This is a genomic window from Arthrobacter sp. SO3, assembly GCF_020532825.1.
Classification (GTDB): Bacteria; Actinomycetota; Actinomycetes; order Actinomycetales; family Micrococcaceae; genus Arthrobacter.
Map to the genome: position 1 here is coordinate 1 of NZ_MQTS01000069.1, position 17,777 is coordinate 17,777.

The 17,777-nt window shown below is 64.5% G+C and carries 15 protein-coding genes and 1 pseudogene; 6 read left to right on the forward strand and 10 right to left on the reverse strand.

Annotated elements, in window-relative coordinates; translation table 11 throughout:
• Positions 1-109: 109 nt before the first annotated feature.
• Positions 110-325, forward strand: a complete 216-nt coding sequence (locus tag BJQ90_RS07380) for a hypothetical protein (RefSeq protein WP_226759649.1) — start codon at positions 110-112, stop codon at positions 323-325.
• Between the two features lie 39 nt (positions 326-364).
• Here the strand turns inward: BJQ90_RS07380 and BJQ90_RS07385 are convergent, their stop codons facing one another.
• Positions 365-2,779 carry an alpha/beta fold hydrolase gene (locus BJQ90_RS07385; RefSeq protein ID WP_226759650.1) on the reverse strand — a complete coding sequence of 805 codons (2,415 nt, stop codon included), beginning with the start codon at positions 2,777-2,779 and terminating at the stop codon, positions 365-367.
• A gap of 69 nt (positions 2,780-2,848) precedes the next feature.
• On the opposite strand from BJQ90_RS07385, the gene BJQ90_RS07390 reads away from it, so the two are divergent.
• Both BJQ90_RS07390 and BJQ90_RS07395 read left to right on the forward strand, forming a co-directional pair.
• Positions 2,849-3,481, forward strand: a complete 633-nt coding sequence (locus BJQ90_RS07390) for a TetR/AcrR family transcriptional regulator (RefSeq protein ID WP_226759651.1) — start codon at positions 2,849-2,851, stop codon at positions 3,479-3,481.
• 26 nt (positions 3,482-3,507) lie between these two features.
• A complete protein-coding gene (locus tag BJQ90_RS07395) occupies positions 3,508-4,365 on the forward strand; it encodes a 3-hydroxyacyl-CoA dehydrogenase (protein ID WP_226759652.1) in 858 nt (285 codons plus the stop codon).
• Between the two features lie 32 nt (positions 4,366-4,397).
• Here BJQ90_RS07395 and BJQ90_RS07400 read toward each other — a convergent pair whose 3' ends face one another.
• Positions 4,398-6,560 (reverse strand): transglycosylase domain-containing protein, encoded by a 2,163-nt coding sequence (locus BJQ90_RS07400; RefSeq protein WP_226759653.1) that lies wholly within the window; start codon positions 6,558-6,560, stop codon positions 4,398-4,400.
• A gap of 125 nt (positions 6,561-6,685) precedes the next feature.
• Positions 6,686-7,915, reverse strand: coding sequence for an amidohydrolase (locus BJQ90_RS07405; protein ID WP_226759654.1), 1,230 nt, complete (start codon positions 7,913-7,915; stop codon positions 6,686-6,688).
• Between the two features lie 200 nt (positions 7,916-8,115).
• Here BJQ90_RS07405 and BJQ90_RS07410 point away from each other — a divergent pair, with 200 nt between their 5' ends.
• Positions 8,116-8,493: an META domain-containing protein gene (locus tag BJQ90_RS07410; protein WP_226759655.1), complete on the forward strand. Its 378-nt coding sequence runs from the start codon at positions 8,116-8,118 to the stop codon at positions 8,491-8,493.
• Positions 8,494-8,514: 21 nt separating this feature from the next.
• Here BJQ90_RS07410 and BJQ90_RS07415 read toward each other — a convergent pair whose 3' ends face one another.
• On the reverse strand, positions 8,515-9,372 hold the full coding sequence (locus tag BJQ90_RS07415) for an SDR family NAD(P)-dependent oxidoreductase (RefSeq protein WP_226759656.1): 858 nt from the start codon (positions 9,370-9,372) through the stop codon (positions 8,515-8,517).
• A gap of 552 nt (positions 9,373-9,924) precedes the next feature.
• Here BJQ90_RS07415 and BJQ90_RS07420 point away from each other — a divergent pair.
• Positions 9,925-10,398, forward strand: a complete 474-nt coding sequence (locus tag BJQ90_RS07420) for a hypothetical protein (protein ID WP_319004614.1) — start codon at positions 9,925-9,927, stop codon at positions 10,396-10,398.
• On the opposite strand, the gene BJQ90_RS07425 is transcribed toward BJQ90_RS07420, so the two are convergent.
• From BJQ90_RS07425 to ctaD, 4 genes and pseudogenes are all read right to left on the reverse strand, one after another.
• Positions 10,377-11,165 carry a family 16 glycosylhydrolase gene (locus BJQ90_RS07425; RefSeq protein ID WP_226759657.1) on the reverse strand — a complete coding sequence of 263 codons (789 nt, stop codon included), beginning with the start codon at positions 11,163-11,165 and terminating at the stop codon, positions 10,377-10,379. The genes BJQ90_RS07420 and BJQ90_RS07425 overlap by 22 nt on opposite strands.
• 16 nt (positions 11,166-11,181) lie before the next feature.
• The gene (locus tag BJQ90_RS07430; protein ID WP_226759658.1) at positions 11,182-11,952 is read right to left on the reverse strand and encodes an SDR family NAD(P)-dependent oxidoreductase; all 771 of its coding nucleotides are present in this window, start codon (positions 11,950-11,952) and stop codon (positions 11,182-11,184) included.
• A 531-nt stretch (positions 11,953-12,483) separates the two neighbouring features.
• Positions 12,484-13,071 (reverse strand): annotated as a pseudogene (locus tag BJQ90_RS07435) (recombinase family protein).
• 510 nt (positions 13,072-13,581) lie between these two features.
• Positions 13,582-15,330 carry a cytochrome c oxidase subunit I gene (ctaD, locus tag BJQ90_RS07445; RefSeq protein ID WP_226759659.1) on the reverse strand — a complete coding sequence of 583 codons (1,749 nt, stop codon included), beginning with the start codon at positions 15,328-15,330 and terminating at the stop codon, positions 13,582-13,584.
• Between the two features lie 318 nt (positions 15,331-15,648).
• On the opposite strand from ctaD, the gene BJQ90_RS22690 reads away from it, so the two are divergent.
• The gene (locus BJQ90_RS22690) at positions 15,649-15,960 is read left to right on the forward strand and encodes a ferredoxin--NADP reductase (protein WP_226759681.1); all 312 of its coding nucleotides are present in this window, start codon (positions 15,649-15,651) and stop codon (positions 15,958-15,960) included.
• A 121-nt stretch (positions 15,961-16,081) separates the two neighbouring features.
• Here BJQ90_RS22690 and BJQ90_RS07455 read toward each other — a convergent pair whose 3' ends face one another.
• Positions 16,082-16,537 carry a hypothetical protein gene (locus BJQ90_RS07455; protein ID WP_226759660.1) on the reverse strand — a complete coding sequence of 152 codons (456 nt, stop codon included), beginning with the start codon at positions 16,535-16,537 and terminating at the stop codon, positions 16,082-16,084.
• Positions 16,534-17,730 carry a DUF2249 domain-containing protein gene (locus tag BJQ90_RS07460; protein ID WP_226759661.1) on the reverse strand — a complete coding sequence of 399 codons (1,197 nt, stop codon included), beginning with the start codon at positions 17,728-17,730 and terminating at the stop codon, positions 16,534-16,536. The genes BJQ90_RS07455 and BJQ90_RS07460 overlap by 4 nt, the downstream gene beginning before the upstream one ends.
• Positions 17,731-17,777 lie beyond the last annotated feature (47 nt).

A 17,777-nucleotide genomic window follows, 5' to 3' on the forward strand; every position in this document is an offset into this window, starting at 1 on the left:
GGCGGGCACCGTATCCCCTCGCATGGGCTGGGGGCGGGCACCATATCCCCTCGCAGCGCGTCATGTTCCACCCCGAACCGCACATCGAGAAGGAAGGCGGCATCCTCAGATGCACATTAAGGACCATTGGGACCGTCTGGACCCTGCCACGCGGAAGTGGCTCATTGACAACCCCGGCTGCCAGATCCTTCCCAGGACCATCACCGCAGTTGTCGCTAAGACGGCGGGCGAGGACATTGCCAGCGGGCAGCACGGCGAGACGGTCCTGTCCCAGGAGGACCATGAGTTCATCCGTTCGAAGGCGACCGAAGTTTCAAACGTCTGAACCACCCAGTCATCGTGGAGTGACACGAAGGGCACACCTCTATGCCAGGGGTGCGCCTGCCGCGTGGCGGCCCGCCATGACTCGGGACAGAAACTCCTCCACAACCGCGGCGAACTCATCAGGCCGTTCGATCTGCGGCATGTGCCCCGTCTTCGAGAAGACGTGCGACTCGGCGCGGGGCAGCGCCGCGGTCGCCGACTCGAGGTGGCTGAACGGGAGGATGTGGTCGTGGTCGCCCCAGACCACCAGCGTCGGAATGTCCAACTGCGCCAGGGCCCCCACGAGGGACGTCCGCCATTCGGCCCTGATGCCGGCGATGGTTCCAAGGTCGCGGGCGATGTCGAGGACCGTCTGGCGGTGCGCCGCCCGCTGCGACAAAGCGAAAGCATGCTCAACCCGGGCGTCTGTCACCAGCGCTTTGTCGTAGAAGATCGACTGGACCGTGCGGCGGGAAGCCCTCTCGTCGGGACGCAAAAGCAGTTCCCCGAGCGGTCGGACCGTGAGCAGGCGCAGCACCAGTGCAACCTCTGTGCCGAATCCGGCGCTGTCGGCAAGAACGAGGGCTGAGACGCGGTGCTGATGGTCGGCAGCGAACTTCATGGCGAGGGCGCCCCCGAGGGAATTGCCGATCACGGGTAGCGGCTCGTGCACCCCGAGGGCGTCGAGGAAGGCGGGCAGGGCGCCGGCGAGCCTCGCCAGCGTCGCCGGCCCGGGGACCCCCTCGGAGTAGGCGAAGCCGGGCAGGTCCACGCTGTACACGGTGTGGCGTGCCGCGAGCCGCTGGTGCTGTTCGCTCCAGTCATCGAGGCTCTGGCCGATGCCGTGCAGCAGAAGCACCGGGTCCCCTGCACCGGTCTTCCGATAGCGCAAGCGGGTGCCCGCGGCGGTGATGTATCCAGTTCCGGGGAGCATGAGGGGATCCTGGGGCGCCGGGGTTCTCCGTCCCGGCGCAGCCACCTGTTGCCCGCGCCGGCCGAAACGAACATGGTCCGTCAGTCTGCCGGCCCTGAGCAGGGCGAAGTCGCGCACATAGTTCTGGTGCAGACGCCATGGCGAGCCGGTGCCCTGCCGGGGAAGATCTGCGGCGTCGCGAAGAATGTAACCGGCCATCAGGTCGATCAGGGACGTCAGCTCAGCGTTTGCGACGTCGGCGGGCGCCTTGGGCGCAACCCATTGCAGGTTCCGGCGGTCGAGGTACGTCAGCAGCCTGCAGATATAGCCTGCGACCAGATCCGCTTTTAGTGTCCAGGAGGCGTTGGTGTAACCGACGGTGAGCGCGAAATTGGGAACGCCGTCGAGCATCATGCCCTTGTAGGTCAGGGTGTTGCCCACGTCCACGCGCTCGCCGTCGACGGTGAGGGTGATGCCGCCAATGACGAGCAGGTTCAGTCCTGTCGCCGTGACAATCACGTCGGCCGGGATCGATCCCCCCGAAACCAGGTCAATGCCGTCCGGGGTGATCCGCGAGATCGTGTCGGTCACGATGTCGGCAGTGCCTGCGCTGATGGCGCGGTAGAGGTCGCCGTTGGGGATCGCGCAGAGCCGCTGGTCCCATGGCTCATAGGACGGGGCCAGGTGCGTGTCCACCGCAAAGCCCGCCGGCAGCTTGGCGAGGGCTGACTTGCGGAGGATTGCCTTCATCGTCTCCGGCCGGCGCCGGCTGAGCTGGTACGTCAGCATGGAAAAGAGAATGTTCTTGGCCCGTACGACGTCGTAGGCCAGTTGCGCGGGCAGCTTGCCCCGGAGCCGGTCGGCCAGGTGGTCCCGGGACGGCACGGGGGCGATGTAGGTGGGGGAGCGCTGCAGCATGGTGACCTTGGCGGCCGACTTCGCCATCGACGGCACGAGCGTCACCGCGGTGGCGCCGCTGCCAATGATCACCACCTGCTTGCCGTCGTACTCGAGATCAGCGGGCCAGTGCTGCGGGTGCACGATCGATCCGGCGAAGGTATCGGCGCCCTCGATGGCCGGACTAAAGCCTTCGTCATAGCGGTAATAGCCCGAGCAGACCGACAGGAACGAGCAGGTGAACGTGACCGTTTCAGTGCTCGACGCCGGACCGTCGTGCCGGTATTCGCCGCCGGACGTGCGGACGGCCATGACCGTCCACAGCGCGGTTTCGCTGGACCACTCGGCCGAGACCACCCGGTGGTTCAGCCGGATCCGGGATGCGAGGCCCTCATCCGCCACCGTCGCCTCGATGTAGTCGCGGATCGAATCGCCATCGGCGATGGCCTTGGCGCCGGCCCAGGGCCTGAAGGAGTAGCCGAGCGTGTACATGTCGCTGTCGGAGCGGATGCCCGGGTATCTGAAAAGATCCCAGGTGCCTCCCACCGCACCGCGCGACTCAAGAATCGTGAAGGTCTTTCCGGGTACGTCGCGTTTCAACCGGCTCGCGAAACCTATGCCGCTCAGCCCGGCTCCGACAACTAACACATCCACGTGTTCTCTCATGAAGCCAAACTATCGACTTAAAGTTGACAGAGTCAACACGGTGTTGAAAACGCGGGATAGGATGGGCGCATGGTTCAACGAGGAAGACGTACCGCAAAGGTCTCGGGGGATGAGCGCCAGGACGCAATCCTGGTCACAGCCGAGGCGCTCCTCGGCGGGCGCGCCTTCGACGACATCTCGATCGAGGATCTGGCCCGTGGCGCCGGGATCTCGCGCCCCACCTTCTACTTCTACTTCTCGTCCAAAGACGAGGTGCTGCTGGCCCTTCTGGACCGTGTCATCACCGAGGTGGAACACCGGGTGGGCGAGCTGCCGCGGGATTTCGAAAGCGATCCCGCCGGAGCGTGGACTCGTTCTATAGCCATGTTCGTCGAGGTGTTCACGTCCCACCGGGGCGTCGCCACCGCGGCGATCGCGGCGAAAGCCCGCAATGATGAGGTGCGGGCCCTCTGGTCCAAGTCGATGCAGTCCTGGGCCGACTTCTCGACCGAGGTTATCCAGTCTGAGCAAGCTAGAGGAGCCGCGCCCGGCGGCATCGACGCCCACGACCTCGCAGTCAGCCTCAACCTGATGAACGAGCGGGTCATCACCGCGGTCCTCAACCAGGAGAGTCCCGCCATCGCGGAGTCCCGCGCGTTGGCCGTGTTATCAACCATCTGGATCCGCAGTATCTACGGTTCCGTCAACCCCGGCCGCCCGTAACCCCCACGTCAAAAGGAACACCTCGAATGCCCGAAATCAAGACGCTGACCGTGCTCGGTACCGGAGTGCTCGGATCGCAGATCGCCTACCAGGCCGCCTTCCACGGATTCGCCGTTACGGCCTATGACCTCGACGACGAAGCCCTCGAAAAGGCCCGGGCCCGCTTCGCGCACCTCGCCGGCATCTATCGGGCGCAGAAGGTTGCCGGCGTCGAGGAGGGCCAAGCCGAGGCAGCCCTTGCCAACCTCCGCCTCACCGCTGACCTCGGGACCGCCGTCGCCAACGCAGACCTCGTGATCGAGGCAGTTCCCGAACGGATCGAGCTTAAGCGGGACCTTTACCGCAAGATAGCGGATCTCGCCCCCGCGAAGACCATCTTCGCCACGAACTCCTCAACGCTGCTGCCCAGCGACCTCAAAGATTTCACCGGCCGCCCCGACCACTTCCTGGCCATCCATTACGCCAACAACATCTGGGTGCAAAACATCGCCGAGGTGATGGGGACCGCCGAAACCGATCCGGCGGTGTTCGACGCCGTCGTCGACTTCGCCCGGAACAGCGGGCTGGAGCCGATCGAGATCAAAAAGGAGAAAGCCGGCTACGTCCTGAACTCGCTTCTGGTCCCTCTCCTGAACGCGGCCGCCGGCCTGCTGCTGCAGGGCATAGCCAGCCCGGAAACGATCGACAAAACCTGGCGCATTGCCACCGGAGCGCCGAGCGGACCGTTCCAGATCTACGACGTCGTTGGACTGGGAACCGCGTACAACATCGCCGCGTCCTCCCCGGACGCCGGGTCGCAGGCGTTCGCCAAGTACCTGAAGGACAACTACATCGACAAGGGCAAACTCGGCATCTCCACGGGCGAAGGCTTCTACACCTACTGAGTCCGCCCGGCGACTCCCCGCGGCGCCGCACCTCACGGAGCCGGCGGTGCAGGCTTGGTCATGGACTCGGGCGGTGGAGCGAATGGCGCGGCCGGGTAGAGCCCGGCGACCTCGAGCATGTAGTTCGCCCACTGCGGGCCGGCGAGCATGTAGCCGTCAATGTTCTTGTAGAACTTGCCGTTGATGGTGACGTTCTGGCCCGGCCGTTTCTGGCCTTCCAGCGTGTCCCCGAAGAAGGACGCGGTAGCAAGGCCGCTGGTGTAGCCGACCACCCAGGTGGCGCCGTTGGTGTTGGAAGTGCCGGTCTTGGCTGCGGCCGGGACCTGATTCTGGACCTTGGGTTCGATGTAGATTCCGGACCCCTTTTTCAGCACGTCCTGAAGCACAGAGTTCACGCCGCGGGCCACCTCGGGCTTGACCGCGCTGCGGCAGTCGCTGGTCTCGGCCGGAAGCTTCCGTCCTGACGCGTCGGTCACGTCCGCGATGGCGATTGGGGCACAATACTTGCCCTCAGCGGCGAACGTCGCAAATGCATTGGCCAGGTGGAGCGGCGCCACACCAATGGCGCCCAGCAGGTTGCCCAGCTGGTGCATGTTCACCGGGGCGTTGTCCACGCCGCTGTGAAGGCCCACGGCATCCACCATTCTCTGGATGCCGCAGAAGTCCAGTTCTGCGGCCTCAGCGAAGGTCGCCGTGTTGATGGAGTTGTAGAGCCCGTAATTGACGGGCATCTTGCGGTAGTAGCCCTCGTCGTTGTTCTGGAGATCGTCCGTGGCGCCGAGGGACTTTTGGGCCGTGTCGTAGGCTCCCAGGACCTTTCCACAGCTGGACTTCCATGGGAAGTCCAGGGGATAAGTCCGCCGGCCGGCGTCCACCTCGGCGACCATGGACTTGCCTTCGTTGAGCCATTCCGCGAAGGTGAACGGCTTCATCGTGGACCCCGGCTGGAAGCCGCCGGCGCCGTTCAGATCGTTGCCACTGGCGTCCTTGGCGTCCACATTGAAGTTCAGCTGGGTGTCGAACTTCCCGGGTTCGGGAAGAAACACGGTGTTTTGCGCCATCGCCAGGATCTTCCCCGTGCCCGGCCCGATAGAGACCAGCGAGGCGCCCCACTTGTCCGGGTTGGCCCCGGCGGTGGCGTCGACCTGCGCCTGCGCGGCCGCCTGCAGCCGGCTGTCCAGCGTGGTGGTGATGGTCAGGCCCCCGCGGTACAGCTTTTTCTCGCGATCAGGGGCGTCGACGCCGTACGCCGGGTTGTTGAGGATCAGATGCGAAACGTAGTCGCAAAAGTACGGTGCCATGTCAGCCGCAGAGCACCCCTGCTTTGCGGGCGTGATCTTCAGATCGACACCGCTGGCGACGGCGGCGTCATGATCGGCTTGGAGGATCTTCCCCTCGCTGAGCATTTTGTCCAGGACCTGGTCACGTCGCTTGATGGAGTTTTCCGGATGGGCGGTGGGATCGTAAAAGCTGGGGCTGTTGACCAGACCGGCGAGCAGTGCGGCCTGCGGCAGGGTGAGGTCCTTTGCGGAGGTACTGAAGAAATGCCGGGCTGCGGCCTCAATGCCATACGCGTCCCGGTTGAAGAACACGATATTGAGATAGCCCTCCAGGATCTGGTCCTTGGAGTACTTCTTTTCCAGCTCGAGGGCGAGCTTCATCTCCCGCACTTTGTCGCCGATGCTTTTCTGCCCGCTGAGGACCACCTGATCGCCCCTGTCCGCCGACACCAGGGACTCATTGACCACGTTCGTTACGTACTGCTGGGTCAGCGTGGATGCGCCTTGTCTGCTGCCGCCGGTCAGGTTGGCGGTGAGCGCCCGGAGAATCCCCAGCGGGTCGACACCGGCGTGCTTGTAGAAACGGCTGTCCTCGATGGCGACAATCGCGTCCCTGATGTAGGGGGACATCTGGTCCAGCGGGATCTTCACGCGGTTCTCCGCGAAGAAGGTGGCGATCGGCTTCCCGTCCGCGCTCAGCACCTTGGTTGACTGCGACGGCGGATCAACCACCAGCTCAGCGGGGAGGTTGTTGAAGAAGATGATTGACCTGCTGACGGCAACGCCGGCGGCAGCGACCCCAGGGGCCGCGAGGCTGGCGACCAGAACGCCGCAGATCACGCTCAGTGTTAAGAATCCGAGGACCCTCCAAAGGGCCGCGGCCAGACGAGATCCGACTCGTTTCTTCGGCGCCATGTTTAACCAGCTATCGCGCTCAAAATGTGTGATCAGAATACGCCGGAACGGCACCGAAGGGCCAGCGGGTGAAGGGCTCGGGAGGGCACCCTCGGCGCGATGACAAGGCCCCGCCGGACAGTGCCCTACCTGTCAGCCAGGTACGACAGCGCGGCAAGTACGTGGGCTTGAACACCCACGGACAGGCTCGGGTCCATCACGGGGGCGAATAGGGGGGAGTGGTTCGCCGGAATGTCCTGTGCCAGCGTTCCACCGCCAGCCGCTGCCCGGTACGCCTCGGCGTCGGCTCCGCCGATGAGCCAAAAGGTGTAAGGCACGCCGAAGGCTTCCGGAATGCGGCTGAAGTCCTCGGAAGCCGTCTGCCGCTCCGCCTGGTGCACCGCGTCCGGACCGAAGTGGGCGGTGAACGCGGTCCGCACCCGCGCCGTCACGGCCGCGTCGTTGCTGGTGAGCGGGAACTGGTTGTAGTACTCGAAATCAGGGTCGCGGGGAGCACCGGCGGCGGAGCACTCGCCCCTGACGATCCGCTCGATCGCGGCGAGCACGCTGGCCCGGACCTGGTTGTCATAGGTGCGGATGTTCAACAGCAGGGTGGCACGGTCCGGAATGATGTTCGACGTCGTCCCCGCGTGCAGCGCGCCAACGGTGACGACGGCGAACTCGCCCGGTTTTACCTCCCGGGCCACGATTGACTGCAGCCGGAGCACGATCGAGGCCGCCAACACCACCGGGTCCACGGACATGTGTGGCATTGAGCCGTGCGCGCCCTTCCCATACACAGTGATTTTGAGTGAATCCCCAGCCGAGAGGACCGGTCCTTCCGTCGTGGCGACCGTCCCCGCCGGCAGCGGCATCACGTGCTGGGCGAGGGCGACGTCGGGATGCGGCACTTTGGTGACGAGGCCGTCGTCGATCATTGCCTGGGACCCGGCACCGATCTCCTCGGCCGGCTGGAACAGCGCGATGTACGTTCCGGTCCAGGCGCCGCGTCCGTCCGCCATCAGCTTGGCGGCGCCGAGCAGCGCACTGACGTGCAGGTCGTGCCCGCAGGCGTGCATGACCCCGTTCACCGTCGACGCGTAGGGCAACCCCGTAGCTTCCGTAACGGGAAGCGCGTCCATGTCGGCGCGGGCGAGGACAGTGGGGCCATCTCCGTTTTCGAGCACACCGACGACGCCGGTGCCTCCAAGGCGGCTCACCGAATAGCCGAACGCGGCGAGCTTGCCCTCGACGGTCTTTGACGTCCGGTGCTCTTCGAGGCTCAACTCGGGGTGCCGGTGCAAGTCGGTGTACGTTTCGCGGATCCAGCCGAGTTCGGAATCCAGGGCGGCCAAGACTGTGTCGGAACTGCTCATGCGCGTCTCACTCTCGGAGGTCCGAAGCGCCACGGCAGTGCGGGCGCAGCTGGCAGAACCAGCTTAGACCCGGTCAGCGCCGAGCACGTCGACGCGCGATGCGCACCCGTCCGGGTGCGTCACCCCGGCCGGGGCATCGTGGGTGATGAGGACGTCAACTAATGCTTCGCATCGGAGGCCCCGCGGGCTAGCATGGCGGCATGAGTCGATTGCGTCGAAGCGGTCTTCTGGTTGTTGCCACGCTGGTTGCTGGCGTTGGGATAGCGACACTCACGGGGTGCTCTGGTCCGGCAGTAACATCCTTCGCGGGCGGTTGGGGGCAGACCGGCAGTGGTCAGCCCAATCTCACGATCACCGATGACGGTTCCTTCCAAGGAACAGACGGCTGCAATCGTTTGACGGGCAAGGGATCGATTTCGGGCGATGTCTTCGGCTTCGGCCCCATCGCATCCACGTCCATGGCGTGCAGCGATGTCGATACGTGGCTATCGCATGCGGACACCGCCAAAGTGGATGGGAGTGTGCTGGTCGTTTACGAGAGGGGTGGCGCCAAAATCGGAACGCTGCCCAAGCAGTGACGGAAGGAAGCCGCCACGCGGTCAGTCCTGGCGGTCGGGATCGTCGGAGTCCATGACAGTGACGTCCAGGGGCATGCGGTTGGCGCGGCGGAGGCGACCGGCCAGCACGTTGCGCACCCCGCGGGTCACCAAAGTGGTCTTGCTCAGAAACTTGAACTCGGCGGCGTCGGAGGTGACGAGGTCAACGAGGGGGCGGGCGGCGTCGTCAGGGGTCTGCCCCCATAATCCGACGACGACCTGCAGTCCGCCCAGTCGGTGCTCGTACCCGCGTTGGGACGTGACGTGCCCCAGCATGTCCGTCACCACCAGGCCCGGGTTCATCCCGTGCACCCGGACGCCGGTGCCTTTGGTCTCCAGCCGCAACGTCTCGGTGAACTGGCGGACCCAGCGCTTGCTCGACGCATACGCGTTCTGCAGCGCCACCGGCCCGTGGTCGCCCTGGCCGTAGACGTTGACGAGGTCCCCGTGGCCTTGGCCGAGGAACACCGGCAGCGCAACCCTCGACCCGTGGAACGTGCCGAGGATGTTCGTGCGCACCACCCGCGTGAAGTCGTCGACCGGCGTGGACGCCGTGGGCCCGAAGACACCGGAGGTCCCGGCGTTGTTGACCCAGATGTCGAGCGTGCCGCGGCTCAGGGCCTCGTCGCGCAGGGCCTCGACATCGGCCAGTTCACCGGTGTCGCAGCGACGTCCGGACACCTCGATCCCTTCCGCATGCAGCCGCTCGACGGCGGCCGCGACGTCGACGTCCGACCTCGACGCCAGCACCACCGCCGCGCCCTGATGCCCCAGCAGTCGGGCCATGGCAAACCCCAGACCGCGCGTTGAGCCAGTCACCACTGCCACGCGTCCGCGGAGGACGTCTTGTTGCGAACCCATGGTTCTCTCATACGCGAAGCGGCCCCGGAGAGCAAGAGCCCAAGTGTGGGTATAGTTCAGGGGTGCCGGCGGACCCGGCGGCTGCCCGCGCGTGAACCGGCGCCGTCTACCGGCCGCCAACCTCCGCGTTCTCCGGCGTGGCTGCGCCCGTTGCCGCCGGGGTGGTGGCTGCCGCAGTGGGATCAGCGCGGACATGACTTCGACGGCGTCATCGTTGGACAGCCCGTTGTCATGGCAAAGTGATCGCCAGGTCCAGAAGGAAACCGCGTGGCTGAGGCGGCAGCGCCATCGCACCCCGGAAGCCGGGGTCTCCCGTCGCCGCCATGGGCGGTACCGTCATCGGGCTGCATGCGGTGGGCTGGGGCGTGCTGGTGTTCAGCGTTGTTCCGCAGAACCTGCACATCAGCTCCAAGCAGGTCTTCGGCGTGGGGATCGGGGCGGGCGCGTATCTGCTGGGCATGAGCGCGAAGCCCTGGGATTCGTTGGCACGGCCGTCTCAGGAGTTTCCTCTATATCCTGGCGGCACTGAGCGTGGTCGTCCTTCTCCGCGCCGTGACGGAACCACGCGGGGTCCGCGACGGACACGCAGCGGATCCTGCGGGCGGTTCCCCCACCGGCGTGATGGTCCGAATCCTTCGGCCGGTCATGCAGAGCATCACGCGGCCCTGGCAGATGTACGTAGTGGGGATGCTTTTCGGCCTGGGCTTCGACACCGCCACGGAGGTGACCCTGCTTGTCGTGGCGGTGGGCGCGGCGACAACGGCGCTTCCCTGGTACGCCATTCTCATGCTGCCAACGCTTTTCACCGCCGGAATGTGTCTATTGGACACCTCGGACGGGTGGTTCATGAGTTTCGCCTACGGCAGGGCGTTCTCCAGACCGGACCGAAGGCCCAAGTACAACGTCGTACTAACGGGACTCTCAGCGGCCGTCGCCCTGACCATTGGGACCGTGGAAGTGATGTCGCTGACGACGGCCGGCAGCGCCGCTGCCGGCCCGTGCTGCTACTTCCAGGCCCTGACGTAGTCGACCTTTACTATGGAGGTTTTCCCGTACGCGGTGCTGGTGTCGGCTTTGCCGACATTCAGGACGAGGTATTGCGGGGCGTTGCCGTCGTCGGTGCGGAAGGACTTCACCTTGACGCCGTCCACGTAGACCTCAGAAACGTTGTCCTTACGCCACAGCCCGTAGGTGTGGAACTGGCCGCCCCAATAGCCCGGAATTGCTCCCTGGGGGTGACTTCCGGAGCCTGAGTGGTAGTTGGACGTCAAATTTCCGTTGATCACCTCGGCAATATCGTTCTCGCCCGTTTCCGGCCAGGATTGCCCCGTGGTCCACCAGGAAGGAAAGTTGTGGAGCACCTTTCCCTTGCCGGGGAAGGAGATGCGGGCCTCCACGTAGCCGGTCCGAAACTCATAGCCGATCTTGGCGGAGTCTTTCGGGTTTGAAGAGACGAGGGCGCCGGTGCCGGAGTTCGAGAGTTTCAGCGATAGGTGCCCGCCGCCGACGGAGACGTTTTTGGGGTCGGTCTTGACCTGGTTCGCTCGGCTGCCGCCGAACCAGGAGCGGGACCACTTGTTCCTGTCGAGGGTGGTTCCGTTGAACTCATCATCGAAGGTCTGGGTCCACGCGCCCGGGACTCCCAGGGGCATCTCTGCGGACTGGGTCGAGGCAGGTCGGGCAGCAGCAATGGCGGCTGAGTCAACGTCGGCGGCGACGGCGCCGAGGGCCGCTGTAAGGGACAGCGCGGCCGCCATCGCCGCAGCGGCAAACAACGTGGTGAGTCTCTTCATGGCTTACTCCCGGAGATCATCGAAACAGTGTGATGCCGGTCAGTTCAGCGAGTTCATCCAGGAGCCGGTCCTGGAAGCCGGGGTCGAACGCTGCAGGGGCAGGGGGGTGCCGCTTCCGGTGGTGCCAGTACCCGCCGCTGGTGAGGGCGGCGGGATCGTGGCTGGTGGCCAGCCATGTCTGCGTCAGGTATCCCAGTTCCAGGTCGTCGGGCGCGCCGGGGCCGCCCATTTTGGTGGGGACCCAGCCCGGGTCGACGGCGTTGCTCAGCACGGCAGGCCAGCGGCGCGCGACAGCAAGGGCGAGGGCGGTGATGTACAGCTTGCTCTCGGAGTACGCCCGGCCGGCGTTCCAGCGCCGCTCGGTCCAGTCGATGTCCTCCAGTGAGGCGCCGCCGCTTCGGTGCAGGCCGCTGCTGAGGTAGATCAGGCGGTCCGGCCGGCCGATCAGGGCCGTGAGCAGGTACGGCGCCAAGGTGTTTACGGCCAGTGTCCGGGCTTGCCCCTCGGGCGTGGTTCCCCGTGCGGGCTCCAGGTACCTGCCGGCGTTGTGAATGATGGCGTCCATCCGGCCGATGCTGTTCACCTGGTCGGCCAGCGACCGGGTTTCCGCCGAGCTGCTGAGATCGCCGACGACGACGCGGGCCGCCTGTGCAGCCAGGGCGCCGAGGTCGTTGGCGCGCCGCGGCGTTCGGGCGTGCAGAACGACATCATGGCCCCCACGGAGAAGGGTACGTGCCGCGGCCAGGCCCAGCCCGTCGGCGGAGCCGGTGATCAAGATGCGTGCCACGAAATCTTCCCCTCATCGTGGAAAATTACGGAACAGGGCCCGGAAGAGCGCATGGGGGACTCCTGCGGCGAGGCCTCCCAGTCCTCGTCCAATGATCACTGCGCCTGCTCGCTCCACCATGCCAGCTCCTTAGGACGGATTCATCCATTCAACGGAGGATCAGCTGAACTCAACAGGGCCAAAGGTCTTGGGATCCGGGCCCACCTGGGAGGCCGCAGTGGAGCCGGGTCGGATGCCGGGCTGATCTTCTCTGTGCCGCACGCCAAGGATTTCTACGGCATCGCCGGGCGGTCGCCCTCGCGCAGCCAGTCGTCGAAGAACGCGTCAAGGTGCTGGCCTGAGAGTAATTTTCCGAAGTCATCTGCATGGGCATCCGCAAAAGTACGGGGTTGTGCAGCCGGCTCTGAACACTTGGTTGTTCGAACCCGCGTGCACAACCTGGCGTTTTGCATCGAAGTCGTCTGCACAGAACGCTTGCGGCTGGAGCGTTGACGCTTCGCTGGGGGTTCGACGAAAATTCACGCTGAGCGGTCAGGCGGGGTCGCCTGCGCACTTGATGGCTCGGTAAACGGTTGAACGCGTTACCGGGAAGAGTTCGACAAGTTCCACGGTCGTGTGCTTCCCTGCACGGTGAACGGAGACCAGGTGTGTTTCCTGTTTTTCCGAGTGCTTGAGTTGCTTCCCCCTCAGGCGGCCCTTCGCCTGGGCGACCGCCATGCCCTTCCTGGTTCGGGCGCGGATCAGGTCGGCTTCGAGTTCCGTGACCATGGCCAGGACGTTAAAGAGGAGCCGGCCTAAGGGATCGGTCGGGTCGTGGACGGACTCGCCGAGCTCAGCTTGACCTCGCAGCGGGTGAGTTAGTCAACGATGTCCTTTGCATCGCGCAGCGACCGGGCCAGACGGTCGGGTTTGGTCACGACCAGGGTGTCCCCGGCCAGGCAGGCGGCCAGCGCTTCCCTAAGTCCCGTCCGGGCTCGGCTGGCGCCGGTGAGGCCCTGATGTGTGAACGTCTTCCCCGGGGTCACCTCAAGGCCCAAGGGAAACTAGGGCGTTCTTCTGGGCGGTGAGGTATTGGTCGTTCGTGGATACGCGGGCGTATCCGATCAGGAGTCCGACCATGGACTTGAATGTAGCGTATAGCCTCCGCGGGATTCTGTTGATCGAAGCAACACCTTCTTTCAAGGTGGTTCGACATGTATCTCAGCTCCTCGTCAGCAGCAGGCATCCGGTTTCTTGCCTCGGTAAAGCACGGGCATGGTCTCAAACCGTCCGCCCGACATGCTGGCATCGATAAAGAGGTCGGCTACCGCTGGCTGCGCGAGGAATACTTGCGCCTGCGTCGCAACGGCAAGACTCCGAGCGAGACGACAGCTGATCGGAGCGGACGGCCATCGCCCTATGGAATGAGTGCTTCTTCGTCGGAAAGTCTGGCTGGCCAGGTCTGCCTGGCTGACTTCCCTGATCGCTGCACGACCTTGATGCCGCGGGTCGGGCCCCGCTGCAGTGGAAAACGGTCCTGCACCGCCAGAACCCTTCCTTGTCGCTGAGGATTTCCAGGCTCATGTCCCCGCAGCCGGGGAACCGACAAGACGCCTTACCATGCGGATCCAGGCTCCTGGCGTCCTTGCGTCATCGGCCGGGATCCGGGTCTCGGACATCTTTTTGTCCGATGGCCGCAGCGCCTAGAACGTCCGCTGCGGCCGAGTGGACCGTCTCGTGCGAGCGGATCCGGAGTTCCGGATGGTGCAGGTCCAGGGCCGGGCGTTCCGAGCGGATGCGCGGCAGGGAGGTGAAGTTGTGCCGTGGTGGCGGGCAGGACGTGGCCCACTCCAGGGATCCGCCGAAGCCCCACGGGTCATCGACTTCGACCCTTGTGCCGCTGCGCCAGGTGATGTAGACGTTCCAGAAGAACGGGATCATGGACGCGCCCAGGAGAAAGGATCCGATAGTGGAGAACTGGTTCATCCATTGGAAGTTGTCCTGGGGCAGGTAGTCCGCGTAGCGGCGGGGCATGCCGCTGACTCCCAGCCAGTGCTGGATCAGGAATGTGGCATGGAAGCCCAGGAAGAGCATCCAGAAGTGGATCTGGCCGAGCCGCTCGTTGAGCATCCTACCGGTCCACTTCGGCCACCAGAAGTAGAATCCGGCGAACATCGCAAAGACGACTGTACCGAAGACGACGTAGTGGAAATGGGCGACGACGAAGTAGGTGTCGGTGACATGGAAGTCCAGGGGCGGTGAGGCCAGAATGATGCCGGTCAGACCCCCGAAGAGGAAGGTCGCCAGGAAACCAATGCTCCAAAGCATGGGTGTTTCGAAGGTGAGCGAACCACCCCACATGGTCCCAATCCAGTTGAAGAACTTCACCCCAGTTGGCACGGCGATCAGCATGGACATGAAGGAGAAAAACGGTAGCAGGACCGAGCCTGTGGCGTACATGTGGTGGGCCCACACCGTCACAGACAGGGATGCAATGGCGATTGTCGCATAGACCAGGCCCTTGTAAGCAAATATAGGTTTGCGGCTGAAGACCGGGAAGATTTCCGTAACGATGCCGAAGAACGGCAGCGCGATGATGTAAACCTCCGGGTGGCCGAAGAACCAGAACAGGTGCTGCCACAGAATAGGACCCCCGTTGGAAGCGTCGAAGATATGGGCGCCGAAGCGGCGGTCCGCACCGAGGGCCAGCAGGGCCGCGGCGAGCGGTGGGAATGCCATCAGGACCATTATCGCGGTGATCAAGGTGTTCCAGGTGAAGATCGGCATACGCCACATCGTCATGCCCGGAGCACGCATACAGATAATCGTGGTGATGAAGTTGACCGAACCGAGAATGGTTCCGAACCCGGACAGCGCCAAACCGAAAACCCACAGGTCACCACCGATGCCGGGAGAATATGTCGTGTCAGACAGCGGGGAGTAGGCCGTCCACCCAAAAGAGGCGGCGCCCTGCGGAGTGATATAACCAGAGACGGCGATCGTGCTGCCGAACAGGAAAAACCAGAACGCCAAGGCATTCAGACGCGGAAAGGCCACGTCCGGGGCTCCGATCTGTAGGGGCATGATGACATTGGCAAAGCCGGCGAAGAGCGGCGTAGCAAACATCAGCAGCATGATCGTGCCGTGCATGGTGAACAGCTGGTTGTACTGTTCCTTGGTCTGCAGGATCTGCATTCCCGGCTCGAAGAGTTCGGCGCGCATCAGCAACGCCATCACCCCACCCAGACAGAAAAAAGTGAACGAGGTGATCAGGTACATATACCCGATGGTCTTGTGGTCCGTGGAGGTAATCCAGTTGACGACGATGCGCCCTTTTGAACCCGGCACGACCCCCACCGGCCGCACGCCGGTTTCAGTAGCGCTATAACTGACTGTCATGGCCAACCCCCATGATCGGATGCTTGACGGCCGGCGCCGTCTGGCCCGACCCCGTTCACACTCTGCGGGTATGCGGTTTTTTCAGGGTAGCCCTTCTCCGGTTCGCGTGGAAGGTCGCTGGAAAGAACGGGATCCCAGGAAGGAACGGGTTCCGTCGGTGCGGTATTTACCAGCACCGGTGACGCCCGCTGCGGTGGCCCCGAAAAGCTCCCGCCGCCCAGAACAGCCAGGGCGGCAGCCAGCAGGGCTCGAACGGAAACGGTCCCAGCGACAACAACGACTAGCTCGCTCCCCGGGGCCGACCAAACAGGGCAAGCGATCTTTGCGTTCTCCTCCAATAAGCGGCCCGAGGACGCCGCCTTCGTGGACGAGCTGAAACGCCTGGACGGGTCCAAAGCCAACGTTACCTTCATTGCCACCATGACCGAACCCGAAAATTCGCACCAGCCCTGGGACGGAGAAACCGGGTTCTTCGATCAGGACAAGATCACCAAATACGTCGGGGATCTGCGCACTCTGATCTACTACCTTTGCGGCCCGGCCGGCCTGGTCAAAGCCATGCGCAGCCTCCTCACCGGTGCGGGCGTGGACGACGACGACATCCGCACGGAGGAGTTCACCGGATACTGAAATGCAACGAAAGTTACCTGCCCGGCGAAATGTGCGTAGGTTTAGTAGCCAATCTCCTTTATCAGTTGTGCAAAATGATCCAGACTATGTCGGACCGCATTCTCGTCCTTGGGAGAAGTTCTCAGGTATGTCCGGCGCGCAGATGGCTCAGAACCAGGCCGACGGGGATACTGACGGCCAATACAAGGTAGAAGGCCCGAAGGAGTGCGACCGCGATTGGCCGTTGGGCGTGGCGTGTTCCGGCGCCGGCGAGCACCAGCCCGGCCACCAGCAGGAGGCCGCCGGCATCGGTGATGACTGGGATGGCAGCGAGTGCGCCGGCGACGACCAGGGCGTTGCCGATGTTCCAGGACCCGAACAGCATCCACTGCTGTGCCGGTCGGAGCGGTGCGGCGCCGAGGGTCAGGCGCTGGTTGCTGATGGCACATTGGGCCACGCCACAGACGAGCACCAGATAGGCGGCAAGCCAGCTGCCGCGGTCGAAGTGCAAGGGGCCGGCGACGGCGGCGACAAGGCCGCCGAGAACGATGAAGCCAACGCCGGCTGCGTAACCGACTCGTTCGGGGACCCCGTTCATGTCAGCGACGCGGCCGAGAATTGGAGCCGCCAAGCTTCCGGACCACGGTCGAGGTAGCTGACAGTAAAGCGTCCCGGGGTCCGCTCCTCTACCTGGGCCAGGAGCGGGAGGGGATCGTGGGGTGCGACCAGAATCAGTCCCTCGCCGGCGCCGACCCCGTCGAGGGCACCAAAGACGGTGGCGTGCCGGATCGCGTGCGGGACGTTCCGGACATCCAGTTCCACGTATGCGGGTTCGTCGACGATGCCGCATTCGCAATGTGTGGCGCCCTTGGAAGCCGGGGCGCCGTCGTCGACCATTAGCGATTCGATGTCCGACCAGAGCGAACCGAGGGACAGTCCGCCTGTCCGGGCCAGGACCGGGAGGGCGTGGTCCGCGAAGAACCTTAGGTGCTGGCCGAGGTGCATACGCAGCTCCACGGCCACGCTGGCAACTTCAACATGACCGCGGAGGTTGGCCAGGCGCCAGATGATACCGGTGACGAGTTCGCGTTCTGTGCGGAGCCGGTGGGCGAGGTCGGCATCGATCCGGCTTAGGGCCGGATCGATTACCTCCTGTTCTGCCTCGAGCAGTGCGCCCAGCGTGTCGCGGGACCAGCCAAGCAGCGTTGCAAATGCCTGCCGCATCCGCTCCTCGTCGCCGGCAGCTGCCGCGTCGAGGAGTTGCGTTGTGTAAGTGGCAGCGCTCCCCGTGAGCTCTGCGTGCCTTGCGATTACGCGTTCGACGGCATCCGAATCCGGTCGGGTGGAGGCCAGCACCACGTTCGACCGTCGTGCCGGCTCCGGCGTCGAGGCGGCAGCGGGAGCGTCGACTGTCGCGGGGCTGTCCAGCCTGTGCGCGCGGGTGGTGGCTGGTGCACGTTCGCAGATGGTGAGCATCAGGTGCGCGGGCGTTAACGCTTCGACCGAATGCGGCTGGCCCGCATCGAGGTGGATGATTGCGCCGGTGGGCAGATCAACCCGTTCGCCGCCGACGTCGAGGGCTGCATGGCCGCTCAGCACCTGCAGAAGGATCGGCGCGGTGGCGGTGTGCTCTCTCATCACCGCGCCCTCGTCGATGGTGAGGCGGACAACGCCGGCTCCCGCCCCTTTGAAGACTCGAGTGGATCTTACCGCCCCGGCGTCGACCGGAAGTGCAGCCAGCAGAGCTTCGGCGTTAGCGGCGATCAGAGTGTGGTTTCCCGCAGTCATCATTCATCCTCCGTGGTCTCGAATGTGCTTTAAAAGTAACACCATCATTT

Bases quoted from the DNA above. Each gene is read 5' to 3' on its own strand.
- BJQ90_RS07380 (WP_226759649.1), top strand. From the start codon at position 110: ATGCACATTAAGGACCATTGGGACCGTCTGGACCCTGCCACGCGGAAG.
- BJQ90_RS07385 (WP_226759650.1), bottom strand. From the start codon at position 2,779: ATGAGAGAACACGTGGATGTGTTAGTTGTCGGAGCCGGGCTGAGCGGC.
- BJQ90_RS07390 (WP_226759651.1), top strand. From the start codon at position 2,849: ATGGTTCAACGAGGAAGACGTACCGCAAAGGTCTCGGGGGATGAGCGC.
- BJQ90_RS07395 (WP_226759652.1), top strand. From the start codon at position 3,508: ATGCCCGAAATCAAGACGCTGACCGTGCTCGGTACCGGAGTGCTCGGA.
- BJQ90_RS07400 (WP_226759653.1), bottom strand. From the start codon at position 6,560: ATGGCGCCGAAGAAACGAGTCGGATCTCGTCTGGCCGCGGCCCTTTGG.
- BJQ90_RS07405 (WP_226759654.1), bottom strand. From the start codon at position 7,915: ATGAGCAGTTCCGACACAGTCTTGGCCGCCCTGGATTCCGAACTCGGC.
- BJQ90_RS07410 (WP_226759655.1), top strand. From the start codon at position 8,116: ATGAGTCGATTGCGTCGAAGCGGTCTTCTGGTTGTTGCCACGCTGGTT.
- BJQ90_RS07415 (WP_226759656.1), bottom strand. From the start codon at position 9,372: ATGGGTTCGCAACAAGACGTCCTCCGCGGACGCGTGGCAGTGGTGACT.
- BJQ90_RS07425 (WP_226759657.1), bottom strand. From the start codon at position 11,165: ATGAAGAGACTCACCACGTTGTTTGCCGCTGCGGCGATGGCGGCCGCG.
- ctaD (WP_226759659.1), bottom strand. From the start codon at position 15,330: ATGACAGTCAGTTATAGCGCTACTGAAACCGGCGTGCGGCCGGTGGGG.
- BJQ90_RS07455 (WP_226759660.1), bottom strand. From the start codon at position 16,537: ATGAACGGGGTCCCCGAACGAGTCGGTTACGCAGCCGGCGTTGGCTTC.
- BJQ90_RS07460 (WP_226759661.1), bottom strand. From the start codon at position 17,730: ATGATGACTGCGGGAAACCACACTCTGATCGCCGCTAACGCCGAAGCT.